Source organism: Paraburkholderia bryophila (assembly GCF_013409255.1).
Lineage (GTDB): Bacteria > Pseudomonadota > Gammaproteobacteria > Burkholderiales > Burkholderiaceae > Paraburkholderia.
The window spans coordinates 4409167-4435497 of the sequence record NZ_JACCAS010000001.1 but is presented as its reverse complement, the minus strand read 5'-3'; the positions used below and the strand labels follow the sequence as shown (position 1 = coordinate 4435497).

Annotated in this window: 25 protein-coding genes; 14 read left to right on the top strand and 11 right to left on the bottom strand. The window is 66.8% G+C overall.

The window, feature by feature from the left end:
* Nucleotides 1-32: 32 nt before the first annotated feature.
* The 8 genes from sctT to GGD40_RS19930 are packed head-to-tail and all read right to left on the bottom strand — an operon-like array spanning nucleotide 33 to nucleotide 6280.
* Nucleotides 33-905 carry a type III secretion system export apparatus subunit SctT gene (gene sctT / locus GGD40_RS19965; protein WP_179744649.1) on the bottom strand — a complete coding sequence of 291 codons (873 nt, stop codon included), beginning with the start codon at nucleotides 903-905 and terminating at the stop codon, nucleotides 33-35.
* The gene (locus GGD40_RS19960; protein WP_179744648.1) at nucleotides 902-1426 is read right to left on the bottom strand and encodes a type III secretion protein HrpB7; all 525 of its coding nucleotides are present in this window, start codon (nucleotides 1424-1426) and stop codon (nucleotides 902-904) included. Before GGD40_RS19960 ends, sctT begins: the two co-directional genes overlap by 4 nt.
* Nucleotides 1423-2775, bottom strand: a complete 1353-nt coding sequence (gene sctN / locus GGD40_RS19955; protein WP_179744647.1) for a type III secretion system ATPase SctN — start codon at nucleotides 2773-2775, stop codon at nucleotides 1423-1425. The genes GGD40_RS19960 and sctN overlap by 4 nt, the downstream gene beginning before the upstream one ends.
* Entirely contained in the window at nucleotides 2772-3575 is an 804-nt protein-coding gene (gene sctL / locus GGD40_RS19950) for a type III secretion system stator protein SctL (RefSeq protein WP_179744646.1), read from the bottom strand. Before sctL ends, sctN begins: the two co-directional genes overlap by 4 nt.
* Nucleotides 3560-4381, bottom strand: coding sequence for a type III secretion protein HrpB4 (locus tag GGD40_RS19945; protein ID WP_179744645.1), 822 nt, complete (start codon nucleotides 4379-4381; stop codon nucleotides 3560-3562). Before GGD40_RS19945 ends, sctL begins: the two co-directional genes overlap by 16 nt.
* 18 nt (nucleotides 4382-4399) lie before the next feature.
* The gene (sctJ, locus tag GGD40_RS19940; protein WP_179744644.1) at nucleotides 4400-5230 is read right to left on the bottom strand and encodes a type III secretion system inner membrane ring lipoprotein SctJ; all 831 of its coding nucleotides are present in this window, start codon (nucleotides 5228-5230) and stop codon (nucleotides 4400-4402) included.
* A gap of 22 nt (nucleotides 5231-5252) precedes the next feature.
* Nucleotides 5253-5651 carry a type III secretion protein HrpB2 gene (locus GGD40_RS19935; RefSeq protein ID WP_179703755.1) on the bottom strand — a complete coding sequence of 133 codons (399 nt, stop codon included), beginning with the start codon at nucleotides 5649-5651 and terminating at the stop codon, nucleotides 5253-5255.
* A gap of 14 nt (nucleotides 5652-5665) precedes the next feature.
* Nucleotides 5666-6280 (bottom strand): HrpB1 family type III secretion system apparatus protein, encoded by a 615-nt coding sequence (locus tag GGD40_RS19930; protein ID WP_179703754.1) that lies wholly within the window; start codon nucleotides 6278-6280, stop codon nucleotides 5666-5668.
* A 330-nt stretch (nucleotides 6281-6610) separates the two neighbouring features.
* Between GGD40_RS19930 and sctU the strand changes: the two genes are divergently transcribed.
* The 11 genes from sctU to GGD40_RS19875 all read left to right on the top strand — a co-directional run bounded on the left by sctU (nucleotide 6611) and on the right by GGD40_RS19875 (nucleotide 16918).
* Complete coding sequence (gene sctU, locus GGD40_RS19925; protein WP_179744643.1) at nucleotides 6611-7744, top strand: type III secretion system export apparatus subunit SctU; 1134 nt, start codon at nucleotides 6611-6613, stop codon at nucleotides 7742-7744.
* Between the two features lie 11 nt (nucleotides 7745-7755).
* Nucleotides 7756-9861, top strand: a complete 2106-nt coding sequence (sctV, locus tag GGD40_RS19920; RefSeq protein WP_179744642.1) for a type III secretion system export apparatus subunit SctV — start codon at nucleotides 7756-7758, stop codon at nucleotides 9859-9861.
* A 10-nt stretch (nucleotides 9862-9871) separates the two neighbouring features.
* A complete protein-coding gene (gene sctP, locus GGD40_RS19915; RefSeq protein ID WP_179744641.1) occupies nucleotides 9872-10597 on the top strand; it encodes a type III secretion system protein SctP in 726 nt (241 codons plus the stop codon).
* Entirely contained in the window at nucleotides 10594-12117 is a 1524-nt protein-coding gene (gene sctQ / locus GGD40_RS19910) for a type III secretion system cytoplasmic ring protein SctQ (protein WP_373565303.1), read from the top strand. Before sctP ends, sctQ begins: the two co-directional genes overlap by 4 nt.
* The gene (gene sctR / locus GGD40_RS19905; protein ID WP_035546643.1) at nucleotides 12101-12751 is read left to right on the top strand and encodes a type III secretion system export apparatus subunit SctR; all 651 of its coding nucleotides are present in this window, start codon (nucleotides 12101-12103) and stop codon (nucleotides 12749-12751) included. The genes sctQ and sctR overlap by 17 nt, the downstream gene beginning before the upstream one ends.
* A gap of 25 nt (nucleotides 12752-12776) precedes the next feature.
* A complete protein-coding gene (sctS, locus tag GGD40_RS19900) occupies nucleotides 12777-13040 on the top strand; it encodes a type III secretion system export apparatus subunit SctS (protein ID WP_035546645.1) in 264 nt (87 codons plus the stop codon).
* A 67-nt stretch (nucleotides 13041-13107) separates the two neighbouring features.
* Nucleotides 13108-14154, top strand: coding sequence for a hypothetical protein (locus GGD40_RS19895; protein WP_179744640.1), 1047 nt, complete (start codon nucleotides 13108-13110; stop codon nucleotides 14152-14154).
* A gap of 155 nt (nucleotides 14155-14309) precedes the next feature.
* Nucleotides 14310-15614, top strand: a complete 1305-nt coding sequence (locus tag GGD40_RS19890) for a type III secretion protein (RefSeq protein WP_179744639.1) — start codon at nucleotides 14310-14312, stop codon at nucleotides 15612-15614.
* A gap of 51 nt (nucleotides 15615-15665) precedes the next feature.
* Nucleotides 15666-15914 (top strand): type III secretion protein, encoded by a 249-nt coding sequence (locus tag GGD40_RS19885; RefSeq protein WP_179744638.1) that lies wholly within the window; start codon nucleotides 15666-15668, stop codon nucleotides 15912-15914.
* A 160-nt stretch (nucleotides 15915-16074) separates the two neighbouring features.
* A complete protein-coding gene (locus GGD40_RS19880) occupies nucleotides 16075-16242 on the top strand; it encodes a hypothetical protein (protein WP_179703748.1) in 168 nt (55 codons plus the stop codon).
* Nucleotides 16243-16462: 220 nt separating this feature from the next.
* A complete protein-coding gene (locus GGD40_RS19875) occupies nucleotides 16463-16918 on the top strand; it encodes a CesT family type III secretion system chaperone (protein WP_134962469.1) in 456 nt (151 codons plus the stop codon).
* Between the two features lie 129 nt (nucleotides 16919-17047).
* Here the strand turns inward: GGD40_RS19875 and GGD40_RS19870 are convergent, their stop codons facing one another.
* A complete protein-coding gene (locus GGD40_RS19870; RefSeq protein ID WP_179744637.1) occupies nucleotides 17048-17518 on the bottom strand; it encodes a hypothetical protein in 471 nt (156 codons plus the stop codon).
* Between the two features lie 409 nt (nucleotides 17519-17927).
* Between GGD40_RS19870 and GGD40_RS19865 the strand changes: the two genes are divergently transcribed.
* The 3 genes from GGD40_RS19865 (at nucleotide 17928) to GGD40_RS19855 (ending at nucleotide 25436) form a co-directional block, all read left to right on the top strand.
* Nucleotides 17928-18551, top strand: a complete 624-nt coding sequence (locus GGD40_RS19865; protein ID WP_179744636.1) for a GNAT family N-acetyltransferase — start codon at nucleotides 17928-17930, stop codon at nucleotides 18549-18551.
* A gap of 186 nt (nucleotides 18552-18737) precedes the next feature.
* On the top strand, nucleotides 18738-21965 hold the full coding sequence (locus GGD40_RS19860) for a winged helix-turn-helix domain-containing protein (RefSeq protein ID WP_179744635.1): 3228 nt from the start codon (nucleotides 18738-18740) through the stop codon (nucleotides 21963-21965).
* An 81-nt stretch (nucleotides 21966-22046) separates the two neighbouring features.
* On the top strand, nucleotides 22047-25436 hold the full coding sequence (locus GGD40_RS19855) for an autotransporter (RefSeq protein ID WP_179744634.1): 3390 nt from the start codon (nucleotides 22047-22049) through the stop codon (nucleotides 25434-25436).
* 137 nt (nucleotides 25437-25573) lie between these two features.
* Here the strand turns inward: GGD40_RS19855 and GGD40_RS19850 are convergent, their stop codons facing one another.
* Entirely contained in the window at nucleotides 25574-25852 is a 279-nt protein-coding gene (locus GGD40_RS19850; protein ID WP_179744633.1) for a hypothetical protein, read from the bottom strand.
* Nucleotides 25849-26331 (bottom strand): DUF2778 domain-containing protein, encoded by a 483-nt coding sequence (locus GGD40_RS19845; RefSeq protein WP_179744981.1) that lies wholly within the window; start codon nucleotides 26329-26331, stop codon nucleotides 25849-25851. The genes GGD40_RS19850 and GGD40_RS19845 overlap by 4 nt, the downstream gene beginning before the upstream one ends.

Sequence of the window (26331 nt, the reverse complement as noted above, 5' to 3'; positions counted from 1 at the left end):
GCGGTACGTCATGCAACATTCTCAACGCAAGCTCAAGGGTGGTTCGTCGGCGTGGCGGCATCCGGCGTGCGCGGTGTTTGCGATGCATCCGGCGTCTTCGTCGAATCAGACAGCACGCGAAACTCCGCGGCGAGACCGCGCAACGTGACCTGATCGCGCACCTGATCGACGAAGACACCGACGAACAGCGCCAGCATCAGCACCGTGACCGCGCCCTTGACCGGCTGACTGAGCGTCATCAGATCGAGCTTCGAGGCGGACTTCGCGGCAAAGCCGAACGCGAAGTCGATCAGCAGCAGAATGAACATCATCGGCGCCGCGAGCTTGGCGACGGTTTGCATCAGCGAATCGGTCTGCGCGAGCACGAACGATTCGAGAATGTTCGACACGTTCGGCGCCGCCGAGACAATCGGCCACCAGTGATACGACTCGTACAGCGTGCCGAGCAGAAAGGTCATGCCGCCAAGCGCCCAGAACGCCACCGAGGCAATCTGCCCGAGCAGCGTGGCGGTCGGCGTGGATTGCTCCTGGCGCGTGGGGTTGGTGATCTGCACGTTGTTGTAGCCCGTCAGATCGTCGATATAGGTGCCCGCGCCTTCTGCGACCCAGAACACGATCGACGCCGCGAAGCCGATCACGAGCCCAATCAGCGCCTCGCGCAAACCGACTTCGAGCAGCATCACGCCGTGCAGCGATTGCATGAACGCGACGGGCTGACCATAGGCCACATAGGAACTGAACAGCAGCACGACCGCATTGCGCACCACGCCTTGCAGCAGACCGTCGGCGGTCGGCGGAAAGATGAACATCACGATAAACAGACGCAACGAGCACACGCCGATCAACGTGATGTAGCCGACCAGCAGCGCGCCGAGTTGCGGCAGCGCGGAAGCGATGTCGTTCATGCGTGCGCCCCGCGTGCGTGGAAGCGTCGTGCGAGCGCGGTTTCTTCGGCCTCTTCGTCGCTCGCGTCGCTCTCGGCGTTGTCCTGCGCGCGGCGAATGTCGTGAATCCGCTCGCCGCACAGATCGATGCGACCTTGATTCAACGCGATCTCGCGTTGCGTCTGCGCAATCGCCGCAAGATTCGCCTGCACGGCGGCTTCCGCTTGCGCGAGTTCCGCTTCGAGAAGACGCAACCGGTCGTTCACCACGCCGATATACAAGCGGCAATTGTTGAAGTCGTCGAGCGAGAACGGCTCGGTGCCCGTCATCATGCCGTCCATGCGATGCTCGTAAAAACGCAGCACGCCGGTTTCGTGCGCGAACTGCGCCTGCTTCGCGTCGCGCGCGGCTTCGAGCGGCGCGTGGGCATTGCGCTGCGCCGCGAGCGCGGCACGCAAAGTCTCGCCGAGACGGCGACGCCGCGTGCACGATCGTTCCAGCGCGACGATGCGCCGCTGTTGCATGCCTTTCGACGCGCTCATGCACCGAGCCCGCTCAGGTCGTAGAGCTGCGCCTCGGTGTCCTGCGGCGCCGCGTAATCGCCGGTACGCTGCGACAGGAACGCCTTGATCGCGTCAGCCTTGGCGATCGCCTCGTCGGCCAGCGCGTTCATGCCCGGCTGGTATTCGCCGATCTGCAACAGCATCTCGACTTCGCGATGCTTCGCCATCAATTCGCGAATCCGCGCGGCCGCCTGCACATAATCGTCCGGCACGACCTGAGGCATCACACGCGACAAACTGCCCAGCACGTCGATGGCCGGATACTGGTTCTTCGCCGCGATCTCGCGCGACAGGATCATGTGGCCGTCGAGAATCCCGCGCACTTCTTCGGCGATCGGATCGCTGCCGCTGTCGTCTTCGGCGAGCACGGTGTAGAGCGCCGTGATCGAACCGGTCTCGCCCATCCCCGCGCGTTCCAGCAGGCGCGGCAATTCGGCGAAAATCGACGGCGGAAAGCCGCGCCGCGCAGGCGGTTCGCCGGCGGCGAGGCCGATCTCGCGGCCGGCGCGAGCGAAGCGCGTCAGCGAGTCCATCATCAGCAGCACGCGCTGGCCGCGGTCGCGAAAGTATTCGGCAATCGCGGTCGCGACATAGGCCGCTTTCGCGCGCTCCATCGACGAGCGATCGGAAGTGGCGCACACCACCACCGAACGCGCCATGCCCTCGGGTCCAAGAATCAACTCGACGAATTCACGCACTTCGCGGCCGCGTTCGCCGATCAGCGCGATCACGTTGACATCGCACGAAGCGCCGCGCGCGAACATGCCGAGCAAGGTGCTCTTGCCGACGCCGGCCGGCGCGAAAATCCCCATCCGCTGTCCCTCGGCCAGCGTCATCATGGCGTCGACCACGCGCACGCCGGTCGGCAACGGTGCGTCGATCATGCGGCGGCTCATCGGCGCAGGCGGCGCTGCGAAGATCGGCCGCAGCGTGTCGGACTCAATCGGCGGGCCGCCGTCGACCGGTTCGCCGAGGCTGTCGATCACGCGGCCGAGCAGCATGTCGCCCACTTTGACGGAGAGCGGACGGCCGAGGCCGATCACCTGGGTCGAACGCGAGATGTTTTCCAGCCGCGAGAACGGCGACAACAACGCGACGTCGCGGGTAAAGCCGATCACCTCGGCAAGCTGCAGTAAGGTCCCGTTCGCCGCGCGCAACTCGCACAACTCGCCGAGCGACAGATCGAGTCCGGCGACCTTGATCAGCGTGCCGATCACTTCGAGCACTTTACCGGTCCGCGTGACACCCGGCTCGGCCAGAATCTCGCGTTCGATCTCGTCGGTGAGCCGGTCGAAATCGACCGTGCCCGTCAGCCACGGCGTGCTCATGCGGCGTCCTCGTCGGTGCGCGCGTCGGCCGCGCTGTCAGGCGATGGTGTTTCGCCTTGCGCGTCGGCCACTTCCACCGAACGCTTCAACGCACGCGATACCGCGCTGCGCATGGCGCGCAATTGCGTGTCGAGACTCGCGTCGACGGTGCCGAAGTCGGACTCGCAGACGCAACTGCCGGGATCGAGCCGTTTATCCGCGATCACCGACAGCGGAATCGGCTGGCCGAGATCACGCCAGCGCGAGGCGAGCCGGTCGAAGGTGGCTTTGGCTTCGGTGTAGTCGTCGGGGTGCACGGCCACGCGCAGATAGGTCGCGCCTTCCACGATGCGATCGACCGTGGCGAGCGCCCGCTCGAACAACGCTTCGTGACGCTCCACCCGCACGATCTGCTCGACCGCCGACGCGACGATCTGCGCCAGCCGCTCGCGCATGCGGATCTGCAACTGGCTCTGCGCGTCGGCCACGTCAGCGAGACGCTGCATCCAGTCGGCCAGCGCACGATCGCAGCCGTCGCGGTAGCCCTGCTCGCTAGCGGTGTCGTAATCGCGCTGCGCCTGCGCGGCGATCTCGGCGGCCTGCGCATGCCCGGCGTCAACGACGCGTGCGGCTTCGTCGCGCGCGTCGGCCAGCAAGGCCTCGCGTTCAACGGCGAGCGCGGCGTAGGCTTCGTCGATCGAGACCAGTTCACCGAAGGTCGCGCGCGGAATCACATCCGTCGACACGCCGACGCGCGCGACCCATCCCTGTGCATCGTTCTCACCAAAAGCGGAGCGAGCGTGCTTCAACCAAATAGCCATGCAAACTCCGGTAGCAGATCGGACAGCCGCGCGAAGAGGCGCGCCGAGCCGGGCGCATCGAGCGCTGTGGGGACGGCGGCGAGCCAGGCCGGCGCGGGCAGCACGCGCGGCAACGCGAGCCGCAGTAACGGGAACGGCAGCCGGTTGGCTTCGCCGGCCGCGTGTCCCGCGTTCGCCGCGTACATTCCCTGCGCGTCATGCATGCCCTGCGCTGCACTTGCGCTGCCCAGATCGCGCAACAGCAACGCGCAACCTTCGACAGCGAGCGCGTTCGCATCAAGCGCGGTCAGCGGCGGCATCGCCGCGCGCGTGGCGAGACGCGCGATATCGGGCGCGTCGGCCAGATGCGCGTCCTGCGTGAGACGGTCGACGCCGACCCCGGTCCACTCGGCGAGCAGCGAGCGCGTGCGTTTGTCGATCAGACGGCGTGCTTCCGCGCGCCGGAACGACAACGCGCGCATGCACAGCACCTGCAGCGCGTGCCGCACCGGCAACGCGTCGAGCAGCACGGCGTTCGGTTGAGCCGCGCCGGAGGCCGACGCCTTGAGCGCGCTTTGCGTCAGAGCGGCGAATGAAGGGGGTTTAACGCCCGCGGCATCGGCGAGCGCCTGCGAACAGGTTTCGACGGCCGCCGCACCAGCGCGTTCGAGCGCGCCGCGCCAGGCCTCCAGTTGCGCGGCGTCGGCGCCGAGCAACGCGGCGCTCCACGAGGGATCGGCCCAGCGGGCCACAGTGGCAAGGTTGCGGCGATACGCATCGAGCGCCGCGGCCACGCGTTGGAAAGGCAGATCGGTCGGCGCGTTCATCGTTGCCGCGTCGCCCGTTCAGTTCGCGGGTCGCAAGCGGCGCAGGCGCGCCAGCAATCCGCCCAGCCGGCCGCTCGCCGCGCCGTCGCCGCCCGCCGCGTCGGCGCGCGGCCGCCCGGCCAGCACGCCACGGCGCGCCAGCACCAGCAGCGCGGTGGCCGCCAGCACCACGACACCCGCCAGCACGCCCAGCAGCCAAGCCGGCATACCGCCGCTCTGCGGCTGTTGCGAGTATTCGACCGGGTCGGCCGCGACGGCGGTGACGCTGACCTGATCGTAGGTGAGGCCCTCGACGCTATGCATCACCAGCGTCTTGATCTGCGGCACCAGGGCGCCGATATCGGAATCGCGCCGGTACTTGATGAACACCGCCGCCGACGAAGGCTTGATGGTCTGCGCGAGCGGATCGTTGTTCGGCAGCACGATCTGCACGCGTGCGACGAGTACGCCGTCAATCTTCGACAGCGTCGACGACAACTCCTGCGACGTGCCGTAGATGAAGCGCACGCGCTCCTCGGTCGGCGTCGAAACGAGGCCGTCCTTCTTGAACAGCGCGCCGAGGTCGTCGAACTTGCTGTGCGGCAAACCGCGCGCGCGCAACGCCTCCATGGCGCGCACCATCTGCGTATCGTCGACGTCGAGCGACCACGTCTTGCCGGCATCCGAGGTGTCCTTGGACGCATCCACGCCGCGTTCGAGCAGCGCCACCACCATCTCGTTGACGTCCTGCTCGGACAGATTGCCGTACAACTCCTTCTTGCAGCCGCTGAGCGCGATGCACAGCGCGAGCACGCAGAGCAACGGCGCGGCGCGGCGGCTGGCTCGCGCAGTGGGCAATCGGTCGAACATGGTGGCGGCGTCCGTGGCAGCGTTACTGGTTCTTCATCAACGTTTCGATCGCCGACTTCGACGAATCCACCACGCCCATCTTCGCTTCCAGATCGAGCTGCGTGCTGGCGAGTTCGAGCGTCATGCGAATGGTGCCGGCGCTCATCTCGTTCATCGTCATGTTCGGCGCCTGCTGCGCCAGTTGCAGCGCGTCGTTGACGGTGTGTTGCAGCTCGGCGTCCTGGGTCGCGACCAGCTTCGAGGCGACCGCGGTGCCGTCCTGCTGCGGCGTGGCGGGCGCGCTCATTTGCCCCTTCTGCATCAGCGACTGGAACTTGTCGGCCAGTTCAGGCGAAGTCTGCGCGGCGGGCCCGGCGGCCGCGCTTTGCGACATCTGATCGAGCGACGCCTGCAGGGCGGTCGTGGTGGCATTGACGGTCATATGCGGCTCCGCAATCAGGCGCGCAGGAAGGACTGGTTCGCGTAGTCGAGCGGCGCGGGCGTGGCCGCCACCGCAGCATGCGCGACCGGTTCCGCCGTGCCGGCGGCGGCAGTGGCTTCGGCGCCTTCAGCGGTCTCGGCGTCGAACTCCGCCAGCGTCTCGCACGATTTCGGCGTGACGAACTGGCCGCCCGCGCGCTTGACCTTCATCGCGTTGAGCAGATCCTCGCGGGCTTCGAGCGCGCGCACCAGCGACTGCGTATCGCGGGTCGGATTGTCGGCCATGGCTTCGGCCGCGCACTGCTTCCAGTCGGGGTCGCCCTTGGCGGACAGACAGAAGGCGAGCAGCGCCTTGGCGTAGCCGAAGCGCGGCGCGTTTTCGCCGACCTGGCGCAGCACGTGAATGGCGTCGTCCCAGTGGCCGCGCACCATGTGCAGGATGCCGTCGAGCGTATCGATTTCGGCGACGCGCGGACGCAGCACGCGCAGCGCGTCGAGCACGAGTTCGATGTCGTACGGATCGGCCGACACTTTCGGGAAGTGGCTAAGCAAGGCGGTCGAGACGGTTTCGATCAGGCCGCCGACGACATCGGGGCTGCAGTTCAGGTAATCCGGCGTGCTGACGGTCATGGCGATGGGCTCCTGACGGAAGCGTTGAAATCGACCTTGCGGGCTGCAGCAGGTCGGGAAGGATGACGCAAACATATCAACCGCCGCGCGGCGGACAACGCCCGGATGCGAAGTCGCCGCACCGGATGCGAAGCCGCGCGGGTGCTTCGCGCTGCGTGCGGCCGCTTCGCCTCGCCCGGCGCGCGTGGCCGGCGCGAGCGCTATCGTCAGGCGGGGTCTCAAGCGTCCCTCGCGGCGTCCGTCACGCTCGACGCGTGAACCCGCCCCCCGGCACGCGCAGCGTCCGCCCAGCGTCTACCCAGCGCCCTCTCCAATCGCGACCGAGCCGACATGAGCGACGAAAAAACCGAAGAGCCAACCCAGAAAAAGCTGCGAGACGCGCGCAAGGAAGGACAGGTGTCCCGCAGCAGCGATCTGACCGACTCGATCTCGATGTCGGCGGTCGTGCTGTTGCTGATGGCGGGCGCGAGCCACTTCAGCGACGTGCTGCGCGAAACGGTGCTGATCGCCACGGGGTTCGTGGACGGCGATCATTCGCTGACCAATATGCAGACCCAGTTGTACAGGCTCGGCGGCCTCGCCCTCTCGGCGATCGTGCCGTGCGTGTGTATCGCGGCGCTCGCCGCGATCGCCGGTTCGATCGGCCAGGTCGGCATGCAGATCTCCACCAAGCCGATCACGCCGGACCCGAAAGCCGTCAGTCCGATGGCGGGCCTCAAGAAGATCTTCTCGGTCCGCACGCTGATCGAGTGCGCGAAGATGATCGTCAAGGCGGCGATCGTGTTCTGCGTGATGTGGCAGACCATCAAATGGCTGTTTCCGCTGATCGTCGGCTCGCTTTATCAGCCGCTGCCGGGACTGGTGCGGATGTTCTGGGAGTTGCTGATCAAGCTGTTCATGGTGGCCGCGGCAGTGTTCGTGCTGGTCGGCGCCGCGGACGTCAAGCTGCAGAGCTTCATGTTCCTCAAGAAGATGAAGATGTCCAAGGACGAGGTCAAACGCGAGCACAAGAATCAGGAGGGCGATCCGCGCATCAAGGGGGAACGGCGGCGCCTCGCACGCGAGATTCTGAACTCGCCGCCGCAGTCGAAAGTGGGCATGGCCAACATGATGGTGGTCAATCCCACGCACTACTCGGTCGCTGTGCGCTACGCCCCCGACGAACATCCGCTGCCGCGCGTGATCGCCAAGGGCATGGACGAAAGTGCGGCCGAACTGCGCCGTGCGGCGCGCGATGCGGGCGTGCCGATTATCGGCAATCCGCCGGTGGCGCGCGCGCTGTACAAGGTCGGCCTCGACGAGCCGATTCCCGAAGAATTGTTCGAGACCGTCGCGGCGATTCTGCGCTGGGTCGAATCGATCGGCGCGCGGCGCTCGGCCGGCATGCCGGCGTTCGACGACGCCGACGCCGCGTCGTCCGGTTCTTCGCACGACGCCACCGCCCCGCCGCCCGCCCTCCACTGACGAGACCCACCATGCTGAAGACACTGAAACTTCCTGCCGGCGGCGAAATCGGCATCGTCGCCCTGATCGTCGCGATCATCTCGCTGATGATCCTGCCGCTGCCGCCGACGCTGATCGACATTCTGCTCGGCGTGAACATCGCGATCAGCGTGACCTTGCTGATGGTGACGCTGTACGTGCCCGACGTGGTGTCGCTGTCGGCGTTTCCTTCGCTGCTGCTGTTCACGACGCTCTACCGGCTGTCGCTGAACATCGCGTCGACCAAGTCGATTCTGTTGCATGCCGAAGCGGGTCACATTATCGAGAGTTTCGGCGAACTGGTGGTGGGCGGCAATCTGGTGGTCGGCCTGGTGGTGTTCGTGATTATCACCACGGTGCAGTTCATCGTGATCGCGAAGGGTTCGGAGCGGGTCGCGGAAGTCGGCGCGCGCTTCACGCTCGACGCGCTGCCCGGCAAGCAGATGAGTATCGACGCCGACCTGCGCGCCAATCTGCTGAGCGCCGAGGAAGCCCGCCGCAAGCGCGCGACGCTCGCCGTGGAAAGTCAGTTGCACGGCGGCATGGACGGCGCGATGAAGTTCGTCAAGGGCGACGCGATCGCTGGGCTGATCATCACGATGATCAATATCGTCGCGGGGATCGCGGTGGGGGTGGCGTATCACAACATGAGCGCGGGCGAAGCGGCGAACCGCTTTTCGATTCTGTCGGTCGGCGACGCGATGGTGTCGCAGATTCCGTCGCTGTTGCTCTCGGTCGCGGCCGGCGTGATGATCACGCGCGTCGCCGACGAGCGGCAAGCGAAACCCGCTTCGCTCGGCGATGAAATCGGCCGCCAGCTCGGCTCCAGTTCGCGCGCGCTGTATTTCGCGGCGGTGCTGCTGCTCGGTTTCGCGGCGGTGCCGGGCTTCCCCGCCGCGCTGTTCCTGCTGCTGGCCGGCTCGCTTGCGTTCACCGCGTGGCGGCTGGACGCGAAAAAGCCGCAGCAGAGCAGCCACGAACGTGAATCGCTGCACGCCATGCAACGCTCGGGCTCGAAGATCGACGTGCCGGTTATTCTGGCGCGCGCGCCGCAGTTCACCTGCCCGCTCGGTGTGCGGATCGCCCCCGACCTCGTGGCCCGGCTCACCATGCCGGCGCTCGACAAGTCGTTCGAAAGCGAACGCGCGCGGCTGCAGGAAGAACTCGGCCTGCCGTTTCCCGGCATCACCATGTGGACTTATGCCGCGCTGCCGGCGTCCACCTGTCAGATCCTCGTGCACGACGTGCCGCAACGGACTATCGAACTGCCCGCCGGCAAGGTGATGTTGCCCGAAGCGAGCCGTCTCGCACATTCGGCTGCCGCCGTCACGCTGACGGCCGAGGAAAGCGCGGCGCTGGACGCGCTCATCGCACAAGCCGAAGCCGGTCCGCCGATCGATCCGAGCGGCGCGCCGACACGTTGGCTCGAAGAACGCGCGGTGCCGCCGAAGACGCCGGTATGGCGCGCGGAACAGGCCATTGCGCATGCCTGCGTCGCGCTGATGCGGCGGCATGCACCGCTGTTTCTCGGCATTCAGGAAGTGCAATGGATGCTCGACCAGCTCGCGAACGACTATCCGGGTCTGGTCGCCGAGGTGCAGAAAGTCCTGCCGCCGCAACGGATCGCCGACGTGCTGCGCCGGCTGCTCGAAGAACAGATTTCGATCCGCAACGTCCGCACGATCATGGAAAGCCTGATCACCTGGGGACCGAAAGAAAAAGACATGCTGATGCTGACCGAGTACGTGCGCGGCGATCTCTCGCGCTTTCTTGCGCATCGGGCGGCGAGCGGCGAGCGGACCTTGTCGGCGGTGCTGTTCGACATGCCGGTCGAGCAGCATATTCGCCAGTCGATCAAGCAAACGCCCACCGGCAATTTCCTCGCCTTGCCGCCGGATGAAGCCACGTTGCTGATCGACAAGATCCAGTCGTTCGTGGGCGCGACGCCGCGCGAGGGCGTGGCGTTGGTGACGTCGATGGATATTCGCCGTTACGTGCGGCGCATGATCGAGGCGCGCCTCGGCTGGCTCGCGGTGTATTCGTATCAGGAACTCGGCGAGCACGTCGAGTTGCGGCCGCTCGGCCGCGTGTCGATCTGAGGCCGCGGCGATGACGCATATCGTGTCGCGCCACGTGCGCGTGATTCCGGGCGAGTTGGACAACGGCACGCCCGACGACGACGCTGCTGCGCGCTCAGCGTCACGCGGTCGCGGTTTCGACTACGCGTCGCTGCTTGGACGTCGGCGTGCGGTGCTTCGGTTGAATCACCAGGCCGGTGCTGATGCGGATACCGGCTCGCAGGACGGTCAACCCTCGGACGACGCCGAAGTCGCCGAGCACGCATCGATCCCTGCCGCGCCGCGCCCGTTCTTCGCTCACGAAGACGGCAGCGGCTCGCCAGCGACCGAAGACGGCGCAGGTTCCAGCGCGAATGGCGCAGCGAGCGCGGGCCATACGCTCCTAACCGAACGTCTCGCGATCGGCTCGCGCGTCGAAGACGCCGCGCAGCCCGTCGTGTCTGCCGTCTACCGGCAGCAGCAGCGCTTCGTGCAATTGCTCGGCTCGCTGGCCCGCGAGATCGGCGCGTTCTGCGGCGATCCGTCGATTGCCGAAGCCGGCAACTGGGAAGTGCAACTGCCGCTCGATCAGAAACTGCTGCCGCAGACCACGCTGTATCTGACGCTTTCGCGTTTCAGTCTGCAGCTTCGGTTCGACACGACGGATACCGTCGCGAGGCAATTACTCTTGGAACACAGCGCACTGCTCGAGCGAGAACTCGACACCTTGCTGCGCGCGTGGGGTGAAGCCCGCGACATCGAACTCACTGTCTGGTGACAGATTCTCTGCGCATGATCTATCCGCTCGACGAGCCGACGACCGAAGACGAAGCCATCGCCGATCCGCATGCGGCCGGTGAGCGTGCGTGCGCGACGGAACCGGCTGCGTCGTCGGGCGATGGAGTGCGGAGTGAGGCGCGGCGAACGGCGAGTGCTACACCTGCGGTGGCAGCAACGGCCACCGCCACGGCGGCGGTCTCGGCGCACGCTGCCGCTTCCGGCGAAACGCAAAACGCCCGCATCGCGCCGCTGACGATGCCGGCCATCACGCGCCCCGCTGCACGGATCACGCGAACCGTCTGCGATACGCGCCTGGCCGGTCATCTGCGCACGACGCTCGGCATCACCGAATGGCAAGCGGCGCTGACCAGCACGCGCGATTTCGATGCTACGTATGTGGACCCCGGCATCGTCGACCTGACACTCGCTTCGCCTGACGGCGGCGCACCGGTCAGCCTGCATCTGGCGCTCGATCTGCATGCGTATCCGGCGCTGTCGATCGCGGCGTGGCCGGACAGCGACGCGCTGAGCGCGAAGCCGCCCGCCGATGCCGCGTTGCGCCAGGCCGTGGCGGGCGTCGTGCTGGAGCCGTTGCTGACGCGACTCGGCAGTGCCGGTTTCAAGGACCTACGCGTCGCCGATGTGTGCCGTGGACGTCTCGACGATACGCGGCCGTTGCGCGAGGTCACGGCCCGGACTCATGCCGCCCCGCCAGTGGTCGCACCGGTAATCGCGCTGTCGTTCGTGCTTGCCGGGCGCCGTTATCAAGCCGCGCTGCGCGCGCCTGCCGCGTGTTACGACCTGCTCGACCGGCTGCTGCATACCCGCGCCGCGGCGCAGGCTTCGAGCACCGCTAGCGTCGCCGTCGCCACCGCCGTCGTCGCCGCGAACACCGACCCGCGCGCCGCCTTCGAGTCAGACGATCAATCGGCCCATCCCACCGTCGAACTCGACGTGCCGGGCAGCCTGATCCTCGGCGTCAAGCGCCTGCCGGTGGACACGCTGCATGCGCTCGAACCCGGCGACGTGCTGTTGCGCGCCACCTTTCCCTCGCTCGATGCGGCGCTGCCCGGCACATCGCACGATTCATCATCTGCACCCCGCGCGCGGCTGCGTGCCGTCGCCGCGTGGGGAACCCCCGGGCTCACCCGTGTGTGTGCCGCTGTGGAAATCGACGGGCAATCGCTCGTCATCGTCAAGGAGCCGAACATGTCAGAAGAGCTTGACCCGGCGAGCGCCGACGCCGGGCTCGCCATCGACGACCCCGCCGATCCGATCCGGATCGGTGAGCTCGAGCTGCCCGTGCAGTTCGAGATCGATACGGTGGCACTACCGCTCGCCCAGTTGTCGGCGCTCGGCCCAGGTTATGTGCTCGAACTGCCCGTCCCAGCAGCGGACGCCCAATTGCGGCTCGTCGCGCATGGCCAGACCATCGGCTATGGCGAGCTGGTGACGGTCGGCGAGCATCTCGGTATCCGTATCATTCGCATGGCGCATAGGCATGGTCCAATTCAGTGATATCACCGGGCTGCTGCTGGTCGTCGTCGCGATCAGCCTGCTGCCCTTCGTTGCAATGGTCGTCACCTCGTACGCGAAGATCGTCGTCGTGCTCGGGCTGTTGCGCAATGCGCTCGGCGTGCAGCAGGTGCCGCCGAACATGGTGCTCAACGGCATTGCGATTCTCGTCTCGATCTACGTGATGGCGCCGATCGGCATGCTCGCCGCGAAAACGCTCGAAGGCCAGCAACTCGCGACGCAACCGTCGCAAGCGCTGATCCAGGCGTTCGGCGCGGCGCGCGAACCGTTCCGCGCGTTTCTCGTCAAGCACACCAACGAGCGCGAGAAGCGTTTCTTCCTGCGCTCGGCCTCGGTAGTGTGGCCGAAGGAAGAAGCCGCGCAGATCAAGGAAGACGACCTGATCGTGCTCGCGCCCGCCTTCACGCTGACGGAGATGACCGACGCTTTCAAGATCGGCTTTCTGCTGTACATCGCGTTTATCGTGATCGATCTGATCATCGCCAACGTGCTGCTCGCGATGGGCCTGAACCAGGTCACGCCGACCAACGTCGCGATTCCGTTCAAGCTGCTGCTGTTCGTGGTGATGGACGGCTGGTCGACGCTGATTCACGGCCTCGTGATGTCCTACAAATAGCGCGGCGTCGCCTTCGGAGATCCAGATGGAAATCGATTCGCTGATCCGCTTCACGACCGAAGGCATGTTGCTGTGCCTGACCGTGTCGCTGCCGGCGGTGATCGTCGCGGCCGTGGTCGGCCTCGGCGTGTCGTTCCTGCAAGCGATCACGTCGATGCAGGATCAAACCTTGTCGCACGCGGTCAAGCTGATCGCGGTGACGGTGGTGATCGTGGTCGCCGCGCCGTTGTCGTGCGCGGCGATTCTGCACTTCGCCAACGAAATGATGCAGGCCGCCGTGCCGCTGTGACGCGGCCCGCACGGCCCGCCCTGCCCGCCCTTTCCGCCCGAGCGGGCCAATTTGCGAGGCGATCGATATGAGCCGCATCTCTCATCAGGGTAACGACGCGGCTGCGGCGCACGCGCAGCACACCGCCGATGCGCAGCAGAAATCGGCCAATGCGCAAGGCGCGCGCAACGGCGCGCAGTTCGCGGCGCTGTATCGCGGCACCACTAATTTCACGTATGGGTCGGACGCGCAGCACGGACCGTCGGTCAGTTCGGTGCGCGCGAAACGCATGGCCGACCAGTTGGCGCGCAAGCGGCGCGCGGCCAAAAAACAGCGTAGTAATGGCGCCGGCCTCGACGACGACGGCCCGGACGACGCCGAAGCGAATCACGCGGAAGGTCATAAGGTGAACCGCGACGGCGGTGGACGTGGTGGCGGTGGCCAGTCGCAAGGCGATCACAGCGACGAGCACGGCACCGGCACGGCGCCCGCGATCAAGGCGCGCGGCGATCGCGGCGCGGTGCCTCCGCCGCCGGCCGGTCGGCTCGACGCGGTCGCCGCGCAGTATGGGCAGCCGGGTCAGGAAGGTGTGCGCGCTGCGGCGGTACGCGACGCGTGGCGCGGCGACATGCTGAACCTGCGCGAGCAATTGGCCGCCAATCCGCAGATGCCGCTCGACGCGCGCGTGCTCGAACAGTCGATCGATCTGCTCGGTGTGCAGCAGCGCATCGGCAGCCTTGCGGGGGCGCTGCCGGGGGCGAATTCGGGCGTGGCCGCATTGCGTGAGCATGTGGGCGGCTCGGGTGCGCAGGGGGTGACGCGGCTGCCGCCGCCTGAGCGGGTGCAGCGCTTCAATCTGCTGTTTCCGCTGTTGTGGCTGCATGCGGATAAACCCGCCACGGTGACGCAACGCGGCCGGTCGATCGATACGTTGTGCGGGCTGCGCGGTGGTGTGCTTGGGCGGACGGTTAGTGGTGCGGCTGGTGCATCGGGTGGATCGGGTGCATCGGGCGCGGCTGGTGCATCCGGCGCATCTGCCGTGCAGGGCGCCGCCGAGCGCTCCGCCATCGACAGCAGCGCAACCGGCGTTGCCCCGCCGACCCCGCGCCGGGCCTTTCCAGGCGGCAGCCGCTAGCCGTTTGCGGCGCGGCTTCGCATCCCATGCGGCGCCTTCGCATCCTCGCGGCGGCCCGCCACATCGCGCGGCTACATTAAAGACGATCGAGCCGGCCGAGCCGCGCAACCCGCGCGCTCCTCCGGCGCCCCTCCCACCCACCCTGTGCGAGCACGATGAAACTGCTGCGGATTCTGACGGGCGTTCACGCGGGAGCGCAGTTGCAGCTCACGCCGGGCACGCATCGCGTCGGCGCCGACGACGATGCCGACATCCGCCTCACCGACTGGCGCGGTGCGGATGCGCTGCTGCACGTCGACGCGAGCGGCGTGGTCAGCGCGCAGCGCGTCGCCGCCGCCGTCTCAGCAGCGCAGTCGGCGCAGACCGCGGACGGCCAGGCCGCCGCGCCGCTTGCCGGCGAGGAAGTGGTGCTGCTGGTGGACTTCGTGCCGATGCAATTCGACGACATGATCCTGTGCATCGGCGCGGACGACGCGGCATGGCCGTCCGACCTCGACCTGCTGTCGATGTTGCTGGCGCGTCCCGCCGAAGCGCGTTTCGCGGCCGAACGCAAGAAGCGGCGCCGTTACGTGGGCGCTGTGGCGGCGTGCTTCGTGCTGGGTATCGTGATCGTCGCGGGCTCGCTGCTGACCACCACGCAGATGAGCCGCGCCGCCCTGCCGCGCAATGCCGACGACCGCGCGCAACGCGTTAGCGAGGCGCTGGCCGCGGCCCATCTGAGCGGCTTGCAGGCGCATGCGGTCGGCAGCACGGTGGTGGTGACCGGCATGGTCACGAGCCCCGCCGACGACGACGCCGTGCGCACTCTGTTGGCGCGCATCGCGCCGAGCGGCATGGCACGCAACTACGACGTCGCGCAGAACGACGCGCGCAGCATCGAGGATTCGCTGGGCGTGGCGGGCGCGCATGTCCGCTATCTCGGCGACGGCAACTTCGCGATTACCGGCGCCGTCAGCAGCCGCGCCGATCTCGACGCCGCGCTAGCACGAGTGCGCGCCGATCTGGATCCGAACGTGAAAAACATCGTGGTGCAGGTGGCGGAAAACGGCAACGTCGCCGCGGGTGGCGCAGCGCCCGCGGCGTATTCCGAAATGATTTCCTCCGACGACGTCCGCTATGCGCAGACACCGGACGGCGTCAAACATATTTACGCCGTCGACCCGGCCGCGTCGGACAGCGAGGCGAATGCGGGCGGCGTGGCGGCGGCGACGGCGAATGTCAATGTGAATGCGAGCGCGAATGGCAACGCCAACGCGAGCGTCAATAAAAGCGCCAATGCCAACGCGGCGCTGAACGGCAAGGCCAACCCGAACAACACCGCCAACGTCGCGAACGCAACAAACACCACCAACACCGCGATCGTCGACAACGACACCGTCACCCGCAGCGCGGCCGGCGTCGTGCCGCTGCCGAACCCCGCGACATTGCCATCGGCTCAACCCCACGGTCCGGCAAGCTGACCCCGAGCTGACCCGTTAACCGCCCTTGCCCCGTTCAATCAGGAGATCGACATGTACGAGCAGCTCGAAGCCCACGCCGGCGAATTCAACGATTTGCAGAAGACCCTGGCCGATCCGGCCGGCGCGCCGACAGTGGACGCAATTCGCCAGTCGCTCGAAGCGACCGCGCAGCGGATCAGCGACACGCAGGGCGCCACCGACCTCGATCGCAACAATCTGGCCAAGCTGTATCGCGGCTTTCTCGCTGCGTCGCGCGTGATTGCGCGGCTGCAGGAAAAACAGGCCGGCGCGCACGCCTGACACGGCGACGCAATGGCTCACCGACGCACCGGCGCAGCAGCGGCCGGCGCGACGGGCAACGCGCTTGTCGCGGCGGCGTGGCTCTTATGAGCAGCCGACGCGACGGCAGGTCTCGATGTAGGCCACTCCCACTCTTTATCCCTAGTCACTGGAGGTTCTTATGTCCGTAGGAAGCGCAGGCGGAATGATGGCTGGTCTCACGCAGGAAATGGACCAGATGACGATGCAGTCTGCCCAGATGCAAGTTGAGCAGAGCATGTATTCATCGGTGGCGAACATTGCGAAGAGCGGTGCGAGCAACGTCAAGGATGCGTCGCGCGGCAGCTAAGCGTCGCTGACGCGGGCCGCTCGCCGACGGCGGCGGTTCGCATGCGGCCGGTCCCGTTTTCGTTTCCGACGGGCGCCGGCCGTGTCTTATGTGCTCTTTCGTTTTTTCGTTTTTTCGTTTTTTCGTTTTTTCGTTTTTTCGTTTTTTCGCCGGCGCCGCGACGCGGCTTGCCGGGGCATCCGGTTGAGCCAAGCGCGCAACCGCCAAGCAAGGTACGAGGATGAGTAGCGAGCGTTACACCAGCCTGATCACGGATCTGTGCGCGGTCGTCGGTCTCGGCGACGCGGACCATGTGCTGCGCTCACGCTCAATCGAAGTTGAAGGCTTCGATGTGCGGCTCGACTACTTCGAGCGCGACCTCGACGCGATGTATGCGAACTTTCATTTCGGCACGGTCACCGCCGGGCGCACGCTCGTCGTGTTCCGTCTGATGCTCGAGGCCAACCTGCTGATCTATGCGCAGGACCAGGCGCAACTGGGGCTCGACACGGACACCGGCGGCGTCGTGTTGGTGTTGCGGCTGCCGTTCGCCGACGACCTCGACGGCAACGCGCTCGCCGATCTGCTCGCGCACTACGCGGAGCACGGCCGCTACTGGCGGCAAAACATCGTGGAATCGAGCGACGAGATGTTCGAGGGAATCGCTTCAGGAGAGTTTTTCTGGCTGCGGGCTTAGTGTTTTAGCTGCGAGCTTAGTGTTCTCGCCGCGGCCTTAGTGTTCCTGCTGCGGCCCAGTGTTCGGGCCTCGGCCCTGATGTTCGGGCTGCGTGCCTGGTGGCGCACGCAGCGGACCCCGACACGCACGTCAACCCTTCGACGCCTCCTCGATATTGCGTGCGCCCTGCTTCATCAATTCCGCGATCTGGTTGACCGCCGCCTGCTCCAGTTGCATCACGCCGCCGAGCACGTTCAAGCCCGCTTCTGCCATCCCGGTCGCGCCGTTCGCCGTATTGGCCATGCCTTGGGAAAACGCGCCCATGCGGCCGGCGCGACCCTGCATGCCGGCCGCGAGCTTCTGAGGCATTGCGGCTACAGCGGAGGTAGCGGCCGAAGACACCTTGGCCGCGAACGACGCGCGCGTGCCCTTGCCCGCCGCCGCCGTCGATGCATTGCCGCCGTTGCCGGCCAGCGCGTTCAGCTTGGCATCCACTTGCGGACCGGCGTGCGGCGCGCCGCCGACCGCCTGACCGCTGTCCGCTGCGGGCGCCGGAGAGGTATGGGATTCGCCGAGCGGCAGCGCGCCGCTGGAACGTCCGATCGAGGGGGAATTCGGCATGGTGCGGGCTCCTGGTGTGAATGTGCGCCGCACGAGCGAGGCACAGGACAACGGCATCGAACGGGCGTCCTGATCGACCTTACAACCCGCGTGCGAAGTCTGCCGACGCGATGCGAACTCGTGTGCGCGGATGCGAAGCGCAATGCGGCATCGACCACCGCCGGGCCGACTCGGCACGCGCCGTCGGCACTCGCCAGGTGCTCGCCAGGTGCTCGCCTAGTGCTCGCCTAGTGCTCGCCTAGTGCTCACTTAATGCTCGCCTAATCTTCGCGTCGCACTCGCGTAGCTCGCCACGCCTTCGCCACCTCCCCGTGTTCGCACCTCTTGACGCCGGTTCGCGGCCGGTCGTGTACGAGTCACACGCCAACGGCACACTGCGGGGACTCGTCGCTCAATCGGAGTCCGACTCATGCGCCTCACCCCGCTCGACAGTATCGACACGCCGCTTCTGCGGCTGCGCCCATTGACCCCCGCCGACGCCCCCGCCCTGTTCGACCAGATGCTCGGCGACGCCGACACGATGCGCGACCTGCCCGTGTTGCGCCAGACCGGCGTGAGCCAGACGGACGGTTTCATCGCCGAGGCGCTGCGCGGCTGGGACGACGGCAGCCTGATTCGCTACACGCTCGAATGCAAGGAGACCGGCCGGCTGACCGCGCTGATCGAATTGAAACCGACGCTGCCGCGCGTGGAAATCGGCGTCATCATCAGCCGCCATGGCGGCGCGCGGCGACGCCGGGCCGGCGTGCTGGCGCTGCAGGAATTGATCGACTGGCTGATCGAACAGCCCGGCGTGTACCGTGTATTCGCGTGCTGCGCCGTGGACGGCGCGGCGCACAGTTCGATGGAGCGGCTCGGCTTCGTCAAGGAAGCGCTGCTGACCAACCACGAACCTCGCCCGAATCGCGGCCTTGCCGCAGCCGACAGTTATCTGTTCGCGCTGACGCGGCCCGCGCCCGTGCCGCCGGAACCGGCCAGCGAAGGCGCCGCGTGGCTGCGCAACACCATGCAATGGAGTCTCGAGGATGCCTGACACGGTTGGACCGGTCGAACGATCGCACCGCGAATTCGAAGAAGTGTTCGCAATACAGGCAATTGTTCACTTCTCAGGCGATAATACAAAGGTCTGACGAATGGCCGCATCGCGGTAATTCGTTACGCATGCCTTGCGAGTACCCCTCGCCGGTGGACCGAAACACTACTACGCCGGAGACCCATCATGTCGCTACCGCGGCTCACTGGTCAGGTCATCGCATTTTCGCGATTCTGGCTCGCACGCGACGTGGGCCTGCTGATATCCGACGGCGCCGTCATCGAACTCGGCACGCGCCCGTTCGCCATGCTGGCGGCCCTGCTCGAGGCCCGCGGCCGCGTGGTGTCGACCGCCGAGTTGCGTGAACTCGTCTGGCCGGGCAGCACGATCGACGCGAACACCGTGCAGGCGCAAATTTCCGCGATTCGCCGCGCCCTCGACGACGCCCGCGATCTGATCGTCACCGTGGCCGGTCGCGGTTATCGCTTCGCGGGCGAAATCCGCGTGCTCGACACGCCCGACGCCGGACTCGATCTCGCGGCCGCGAATGCGGGGAGCATTGCGGCGTCGCTCGCCAACTCGTTTGCGGCGAGCGAGGCGGCAGGCCCGTCGGCCGCGGCAACGCTCGCGTCGAGCTCAGCGTCCACCTATGGCGCGACGTTCGGCGCGTCTGGGTCGCGGGTATCGTCGGGCTTCGCCTATGGTGCTCAATTCGGTGCACGATTGGGCGCACCACTCGGTACGCAACTCGGTACGCAACTCGGCGGGCAACTCGGCACACCATCCGGCACGCGTTCCGCATCGTCCCCCGCCGCGGCGTGGGACGCCCCGCGGGCGTCGCGCCTGGCCGCCGCTCCCGCCGCTCCCGCCGCACCGTCCACGCCAGCTTTCCCCGCGCTGATGCCAACCAGCGCGAGCGCTTCGCTGCGTTCGCAGAGCATCGATCCGTCGCCGTTCATCGGCCGTCATGCCGAACTATCGGAACTGCTCGCGCTGGTGCCCACGCGCCGCATCGTGACGCTGACGGGCGCCTCCGGCGTCGGTAAAACGCGTCTGGCTATCGAAGCCGCGAGCCACCTCGGCCCGCAATTTCCCGACGGCGATTTCTGCGCGGCACTCGCTTCGCTCGCGCAACCCGACCGCGTGGCCAACGCGATCGGTGCAGCGCTCGGCCTGGAGCCCGCCGGCGACCTGACCACCTCGGCCAATCTGGCCGCGCAGATCGGCGAGCGGCGCCTGCTGCTGATCGTCGATCACTGCGATCATCTGAGCGAAGCGGCGGCGGCCCTGATCGATACGCTGGTCACGAACACCACGGGCCTGCACGTGATTGCAACGTGCGAGTCGCCGCTTTTCATCGGCGGCGAAGCAGCGGTGCCGGTGGCCGCGTTGCGCGTGCCGCCCGAACAGACCGACGAGACGCCCGCCACGCTCGACTACGACGCGTTGCGGCTCCTCTTCACCCGGCTGGCGCACTGTCTGAAAGCGGCGGGGTCGCACGCGCCGCTGGCCGATGTGAGCCAGCTCGCGCCGGCCACGTTCGCGGCCGCCGCGCTGATTTGCCGGCGCGTCGACGGCGTGCCGTTCGCGCTCGAACTGGCGGCGGCGACCATCGCCGGCCAGGTGCGCAGCGGCATGCCGCCGGAAGATGCCATCGTGGCGTTCGCGCGCGAACTCGACACGGTCATGACCCATCGCAGCGGCGGCCGCCGCATCGTGCTGCCGCGTGCGGCAATCGTCCACGTCATGCTCGATCTGTCCTACGCGGCGCTCGAAGCGCCGACTCGCACAATGCTGCGCCGGCTCGGCATTTTCGCCACGGCGTTTTCGCACGACGCCGCCTACGAAATGCTCAGCGCGTTCGGCAGCGATTACGGTTTCGAGCCGCCCGAAGGGCATCAACTGGAACACCAGCTTCATACGTTGATGGACGCGGGGCTCGTGAATGCGGTCGATTGCGACGGCACGTTGCGGCTGCGCCTGCCGCCCGCCGTGCGCCGTTTCGCGCTCGACGCGCTGGAGCGTAATCGCGAAAGCGCCGAGGCCGGCCTGCATCATGCGCAGTTTGTGGCTCGCGACATGGCGCGCCGGTTCGGCGCGGGCGTCGCCATGGCCACCGCGCACAGCCGCTACGATATCGACGCGCTGCGCGCCGCGCTGGAGTGGGCCGTCTCCGTCGACAAGGTGGAGTTGTGCACCGAGTTGCTCGACAACACCGCACCGATCTGGGCCGCGCTCGCGCTCGTCGACGAATACATCGGCTGGGTGCGTGCGGTGCTGGCGCGGGTGGACAGCGTGTCGATGCGGCGCATCCGAGACGAGATGCGGCTGCGCGCCGTGCTCGCGCGAGCGCTGACGCTCAAACGCAGCGCGTCGGCGGAGATCGTCGAGAGCTGGCAGCGCACCTACGACCTCGCCAACATCTGCGCCGATACGCCGTACCGGTTGCGCGCGCTGTTCTGCCTCGTGATGTGCGCGCTCGACGTCGGCGAGATCAAGCATTGCCGGTGGCTATCCGGCCAGTTCAGCGAGATTGCGCCCATCGCACACAGTCCGGTGGTGAGCATCAACGCGCGGCGGATCGAGGGCATCGTCACGGCGTACGGCGGCGACTTCGACACCGCGCTCCGCCTGCTCGCGCCGGTGGTCGGCCTCAATGACGAAGCCGACGGCGTCGACGAAGAGATGAGCCGCGAGGCCAATGCGGTCGCCACCAGTTATGGGCTGTCGCTGCATCTGGTGGCGCGGGCAATTCATGCCGTCACGCTGTGGCTGGTCGGCGAACCGCAGACGGCCGCCCCGCTGCGCGTCACGATCCGCGACCCCGCCGACGAGAGCGAACCGCTCGCGTGCTGCATCGCGCTCAGCCTCGCCTGCGCGCTCGCCGCGCTCGACGACGACATCGCGCTGACCGAGTCCTGCGCCGCCGCACTCGTGACGCGAGCGCGTGCGGCGGGCGTCAAACGCTGGCTGCGCGTCGGACTCGATTTCCAGCTGTGGCTCGACGCCCGGCGCGGCGACGAAGAAGCCGCGCTGAGGTTGATCGGCGGCGCGGCGAAACGCATTGCGCGCGAACGCGTGCAGGTGCCCGACATCGCGTTCATCGCCACGCTGTTGCCGCGTATCGCGCTGCATGGCGCGCCCGAATTCGCGGCGACGCTCGGCGCGACGTTGCGCGACGCCGTGACACGCAGCGAGCGAACCGGCGAGCTTTGGTATGTGCCCGAGCTGTTGCGTCTGGAGGCGATGGTGCGTTTGCGTAGCGGCGACGATTCGGGCACCGTGCGGCCGCTGCTCGAACGCGCGCTGCAACGTGCGCGGCAGCACGGCGCGCAGCGGCTCGCGTTGCGGATCAGCGTCGATCTCGAAGCGCTGGAGGCTTCGGCCGGCGTGGGGCTACTTCGCGTGCGGTGACGTTGCTTCGCACGCTGCCTGGGGGTGTCATACGTGCTGCCTACCGTGGGTTCAACTGCCGCTCGTTGAACGCCACTCGCCATGTCCGACATCCATGCCGTACCGCCGCGCGTGCCCCGCACGCCGGAAACCGAAGCAGCCGAAGCGACCGAAGCGACCGCAGCGCCGGTTCATCGGCCCGGCGAAGCACCTGCCGCGATGCCTGCCGGCGCGCCGCAAGCGGGGCCGCTGGTCGACGATACGCTGCTGGGCCGGCTCGGTAATACGCTATCGCGAACCGGTGCGCGGTTACGGGCGAGCAAATTCGATGTCAGCACCGCCCTGTCGCAAGCGAGCCGGCACGGCAAGCCGTTCGCGCCGGCGGATTTCACGGCTAACGGCGAGCGGTATCCGGCTAAGCCGGTGGCGGGGTCGAGCGCGGCAGCCACGCCGCTGGCTAAGAGCGAACGGCAGAGCCGGCAGGCGCTTGGGAAGACGGCGAGAGCTTCGGGTGGTTCGGGTTCTTCTGCGTCGGGTTCTTCGGCTTCTTCTGCTTCTTCGGCTTCTTCGGCGTCGGCTGCTTCGGGTCCGTCTATCGCGGCGGCCGCGCACAACGCCGCGCCTGCCGCCGCCCACGCGCAACCCGCATCGACGATCCCGCTCGACGCCATGGCCAGCGAAGCCGCATTGCGCGCGTACGTCGGCCATCAACTCCCCGCGCCTGCGAACGATCTGCTCGCGCAGGCCACGCTGTCACATCGTCTAAGCGCATTAGGCGGCCCCGATGCCGCGTTGCCGGCGAGCCGCGGCGCGCTCGTCGCCCAGGCCTTGCACGGCGCGACGATCGGCGACGCGCGCAGCGCCAACGACGTGCTCGACGCGCTCGAACACCTCGACTTCGCGCGGATGCAAACCGCCCGCTCGAGCACGCCGGCCGAAGCCGGCGCATGGCAGGTCGCGCGCACGCTGGCGCGCACCGATGCCGGTTTCGAAGCGCTCAACCAGTTACGTCACGGCGGCCAGCCGCCGCCCGGCAGCGCGTCGACCCAGCTCGCGCAACGCATGATGCTGCAAGCCGCCGACGCGCTCGATCCCCCACTTCACGGCGCGGGCCCCGCGCAGGATCCAGCGCCCGCGGCGGTCGCCGCACGCGCCGCACCGGCAACAGGTACGCCGTTGGGCGACACACGGCTCGCCTGGCAAGCCTACGACGCGGCAGCGACACTGACCACGCAAGGGCGCGGCGCGTTGAACGCCGATCAGAAAGGCGCGTTCTTCGCGTGGCGTCAGAACTTCCGCGACGACGGACGCGGCAGCGATTTGTCGCAGGCACGCGAGCGTCTGAACAAGTTCTCGGCGAAGACCATCGACCGGGTCGGCGAAAACCGCTGGAAGAGTTTCTTTCCGCGGCTCGTCGGCAAGCGCAGTTCGCCGCTGTCGGCGCTGCGCTTCGGCACGCAAGGCGTGCCGCGCAAGACCGTCGGTGCCGAACAGGCCAAACTCGAAGACGGCATGCGCCAGGCGTTGACGCCGTTGTGCGAGCGCCCGGAAATGCGCGCCGCGGCGGCGTTGTCGCACGCGCGTCCGGAGCAGTCGATCGCCGAGCTCGCCGCGCTGCATGTCTGGCTCGAAGCAGGCGGTTTTCCAAACGGCCAGCTCGACGCCGGCCAGTTGCATCAGGTCACCGAACGCGCGCAGCAGTTGTGCGCGGAACTGCAGCCGCGCGATGTCGGATCGCCCGCCACGCTCGACCGCCTGCGCGCCGAGACCGCGCGTTGGGCCAACACCGACCCGCACACGCTCGCGCGCAGCAAGCCGTTCAAATCGATCGCGAAACAGCCGTTCAATCTGGAACGGCTCGCGTCATGGGGCAAGGTCGCCAAGGTCCCTGCGGATTCGCCGTTCTGGACCCAGGTGTCGTCCCTGAAGGATCGGGCGCGGCCGCCCACTCCGGCCGCCGATGCGGAGAGCGCCGGCGCGGTCCGGCAAACGCTCAAGGACGTCGCGCACGATCTGCAATCGAGTTCGCGGCTGCGTCTGACCGACGGTAGCCGCATCGGCGTCAGCACGCGTGGGTTGTCAGCGAATCTCAGCAAGGTCTTGCACGCGGGTGCCGTGCCGATTGCGCCGCGCCTCGATCTGCGCGCGTCGAAAACGCGTGAAGCCGTGGTCGAATTGAGCCGCGGCACGCATGGCGTCGAGATGTTCGTCGGCACCGCCAAAACGCAGCTGCGGCATGCGGGCGTCGGCGTGCTGGTCGGCTATGACGTCGACGTCGGCCTGACCCAGATGCGCGCGGGACTGACCACCCAGGCCGTGCTGCATTCGCAGGAGTTGTCCGAGCCGAGCGGCGTGTCGCTGCGCGTGGCACGGCGCGTCAATCAGAACGGCACGGGCTACGACGACGGTGCGATGCGCGAGAAACTCGAAGGCATCATCGATCATGTTTTCGACGAGACGACCCAGGCGCACGGCGCGAATTCGGGCGGCGCGCGTGGCACCTGGAACCGGCTCGCCGAGCACTATTTCGACGATCCCGATGTGTCCGTCAGTTGGACCGATACGGTGGCGCGGACGGTCAAGCGCGGTGCGTCTGCCGATGTCGGTGTGTCGGTGAGCGTGCCCAAGGTCGGCTCGCCGTTTCGCGCGGGCGCAGCGGTCGGGATCGGCTATGAGAAGACCGCGAAACAGACGCTCGATTCCAACGAGCAAAGCGGTCGCGTGCAAGTCGAGCAGCATCGGGTGGGTGCCGGTTCGCGTCTGATCGGACGGTTGAGCGGCACGCTTAGCGCGACGAAGTCAGTCGGAGCGCATGACTCGAGTGTGGGCGTGGGCCTCGTTTCGCTCGACGCGCCGTCAGCGAGCATGACCTTCGCCGACGACAGTCATCTCGCCAAAGTGCAACTCGTGCGCGAGAACGGCGCGCTGATGCATCGCGCGTGTCTGTTCGACACGGAGTATTCCAGCGCCGAGACCTACACGCGCGCGCTCGATGCAAGCCGCGATCAGTGGGTCGATCTGTTTGCCGAGCAGGCGCTTGCTGAACAGGATGCTGAGCGTCAGGACGCGCAGCTGAATGGTCGACCGGCGCCACAGCAACCACCCGCGCGTGCGGTTGCAGAGGAACGGCTTGATCGGCATCTCGGTGATGTGAAGGCGAACCGGCGCCCGAATCAGACTTACTTTCATCGGTACCGGCTTAAGCGAGGCGCGGCCAAACAACTCGATTTGCTGGCGGCGATGTCGAAGCAGTTGCCGCCGGCGGAGACGGCGGCGGGACATCAGCAGATCGATGCGAAGGTGGATGGGATTCTGAACGATCCGGCTTCGTGGATGCCGATTGAGTTGAAGGTTAAGGAACGCACTACTAGCACGCGGAGTCCTGGGTTTAACTTCGCGTTGCAGTTGAATACGCAGACGAGTGCGACGGGGGATCGGGAGTTGTTTGCGGAGAGTATTCCGTTTGCGTTGGTGGATCGGTTGGATGGGTAGAGATGAGGGAAATCGCCACCGCGTACATGGAGGCGATCCAGAAAGCGCCACGAAAGCTCACTCACCTATAACTTCATTCGCATGGCTCTGGCATCGACAATATCCCTGGAGCCTAGGCCCCTCAGTCAAGCTTGGAATCAGTGAGAAGCCTGCCGAGTTCTGAAGTGTCGAATCAGAGCTGACGCCATCCAGACGATAATCGCAGCGATAATAAAGCTCGCGGTAAGCAATGCGCCCAACAACACATTTTCCTCACCCTCAGTGCCAGCTGTTCGGAACAGACGAAACAATGGCGCCAATGCCGTCCACGCCGCATCGCTACCGACCCAGCGCGCCAGAGGGCCAATCTGCGAAAGACCGATGAATACGAGCGGGGTAAGCAAGGCCGCGAGAGCCATGCGCAAGATGCTTTTCATCGCACTTCCACCGTTCCGTAGTACGGGATATCCGTACCGGGGATCATCGTGGCCGGTTGAGATAGCAGGTAGCCTCGGAGGCGATCAAACTGCGCCTGCGATGTGAGCGTGATACATCCATCGCTGACATTCCAGCGGCCGGTGGGATGCAGGCGGAAGTTGCCGCGCCGCACGCCCTTCACGAACGTCCAATCGTCAATCTTGCCGTCGGCGCCGTACAGCGCGAACCACGTAGCACGCTCACTCTTAGACCAGATATCGAGAGCGAAGTCACGCAGCCGTCCGAGCCGGCCGCCGGGTTCGCGCGTGATGATGTAGTAGCGTCCCTTCGGGATTGGTCCTGCTCCGACAACCGAGGTATCGGAGGGGTTGTCGATGTGCTGACTATTGCCTGAAAACGCAGCCACTCCTCCGAATCCAGAGCAGACTAGAGCGGACACTTTCTGATTGTTAAGCGTGAAATAGCAGGATGCAGGCAT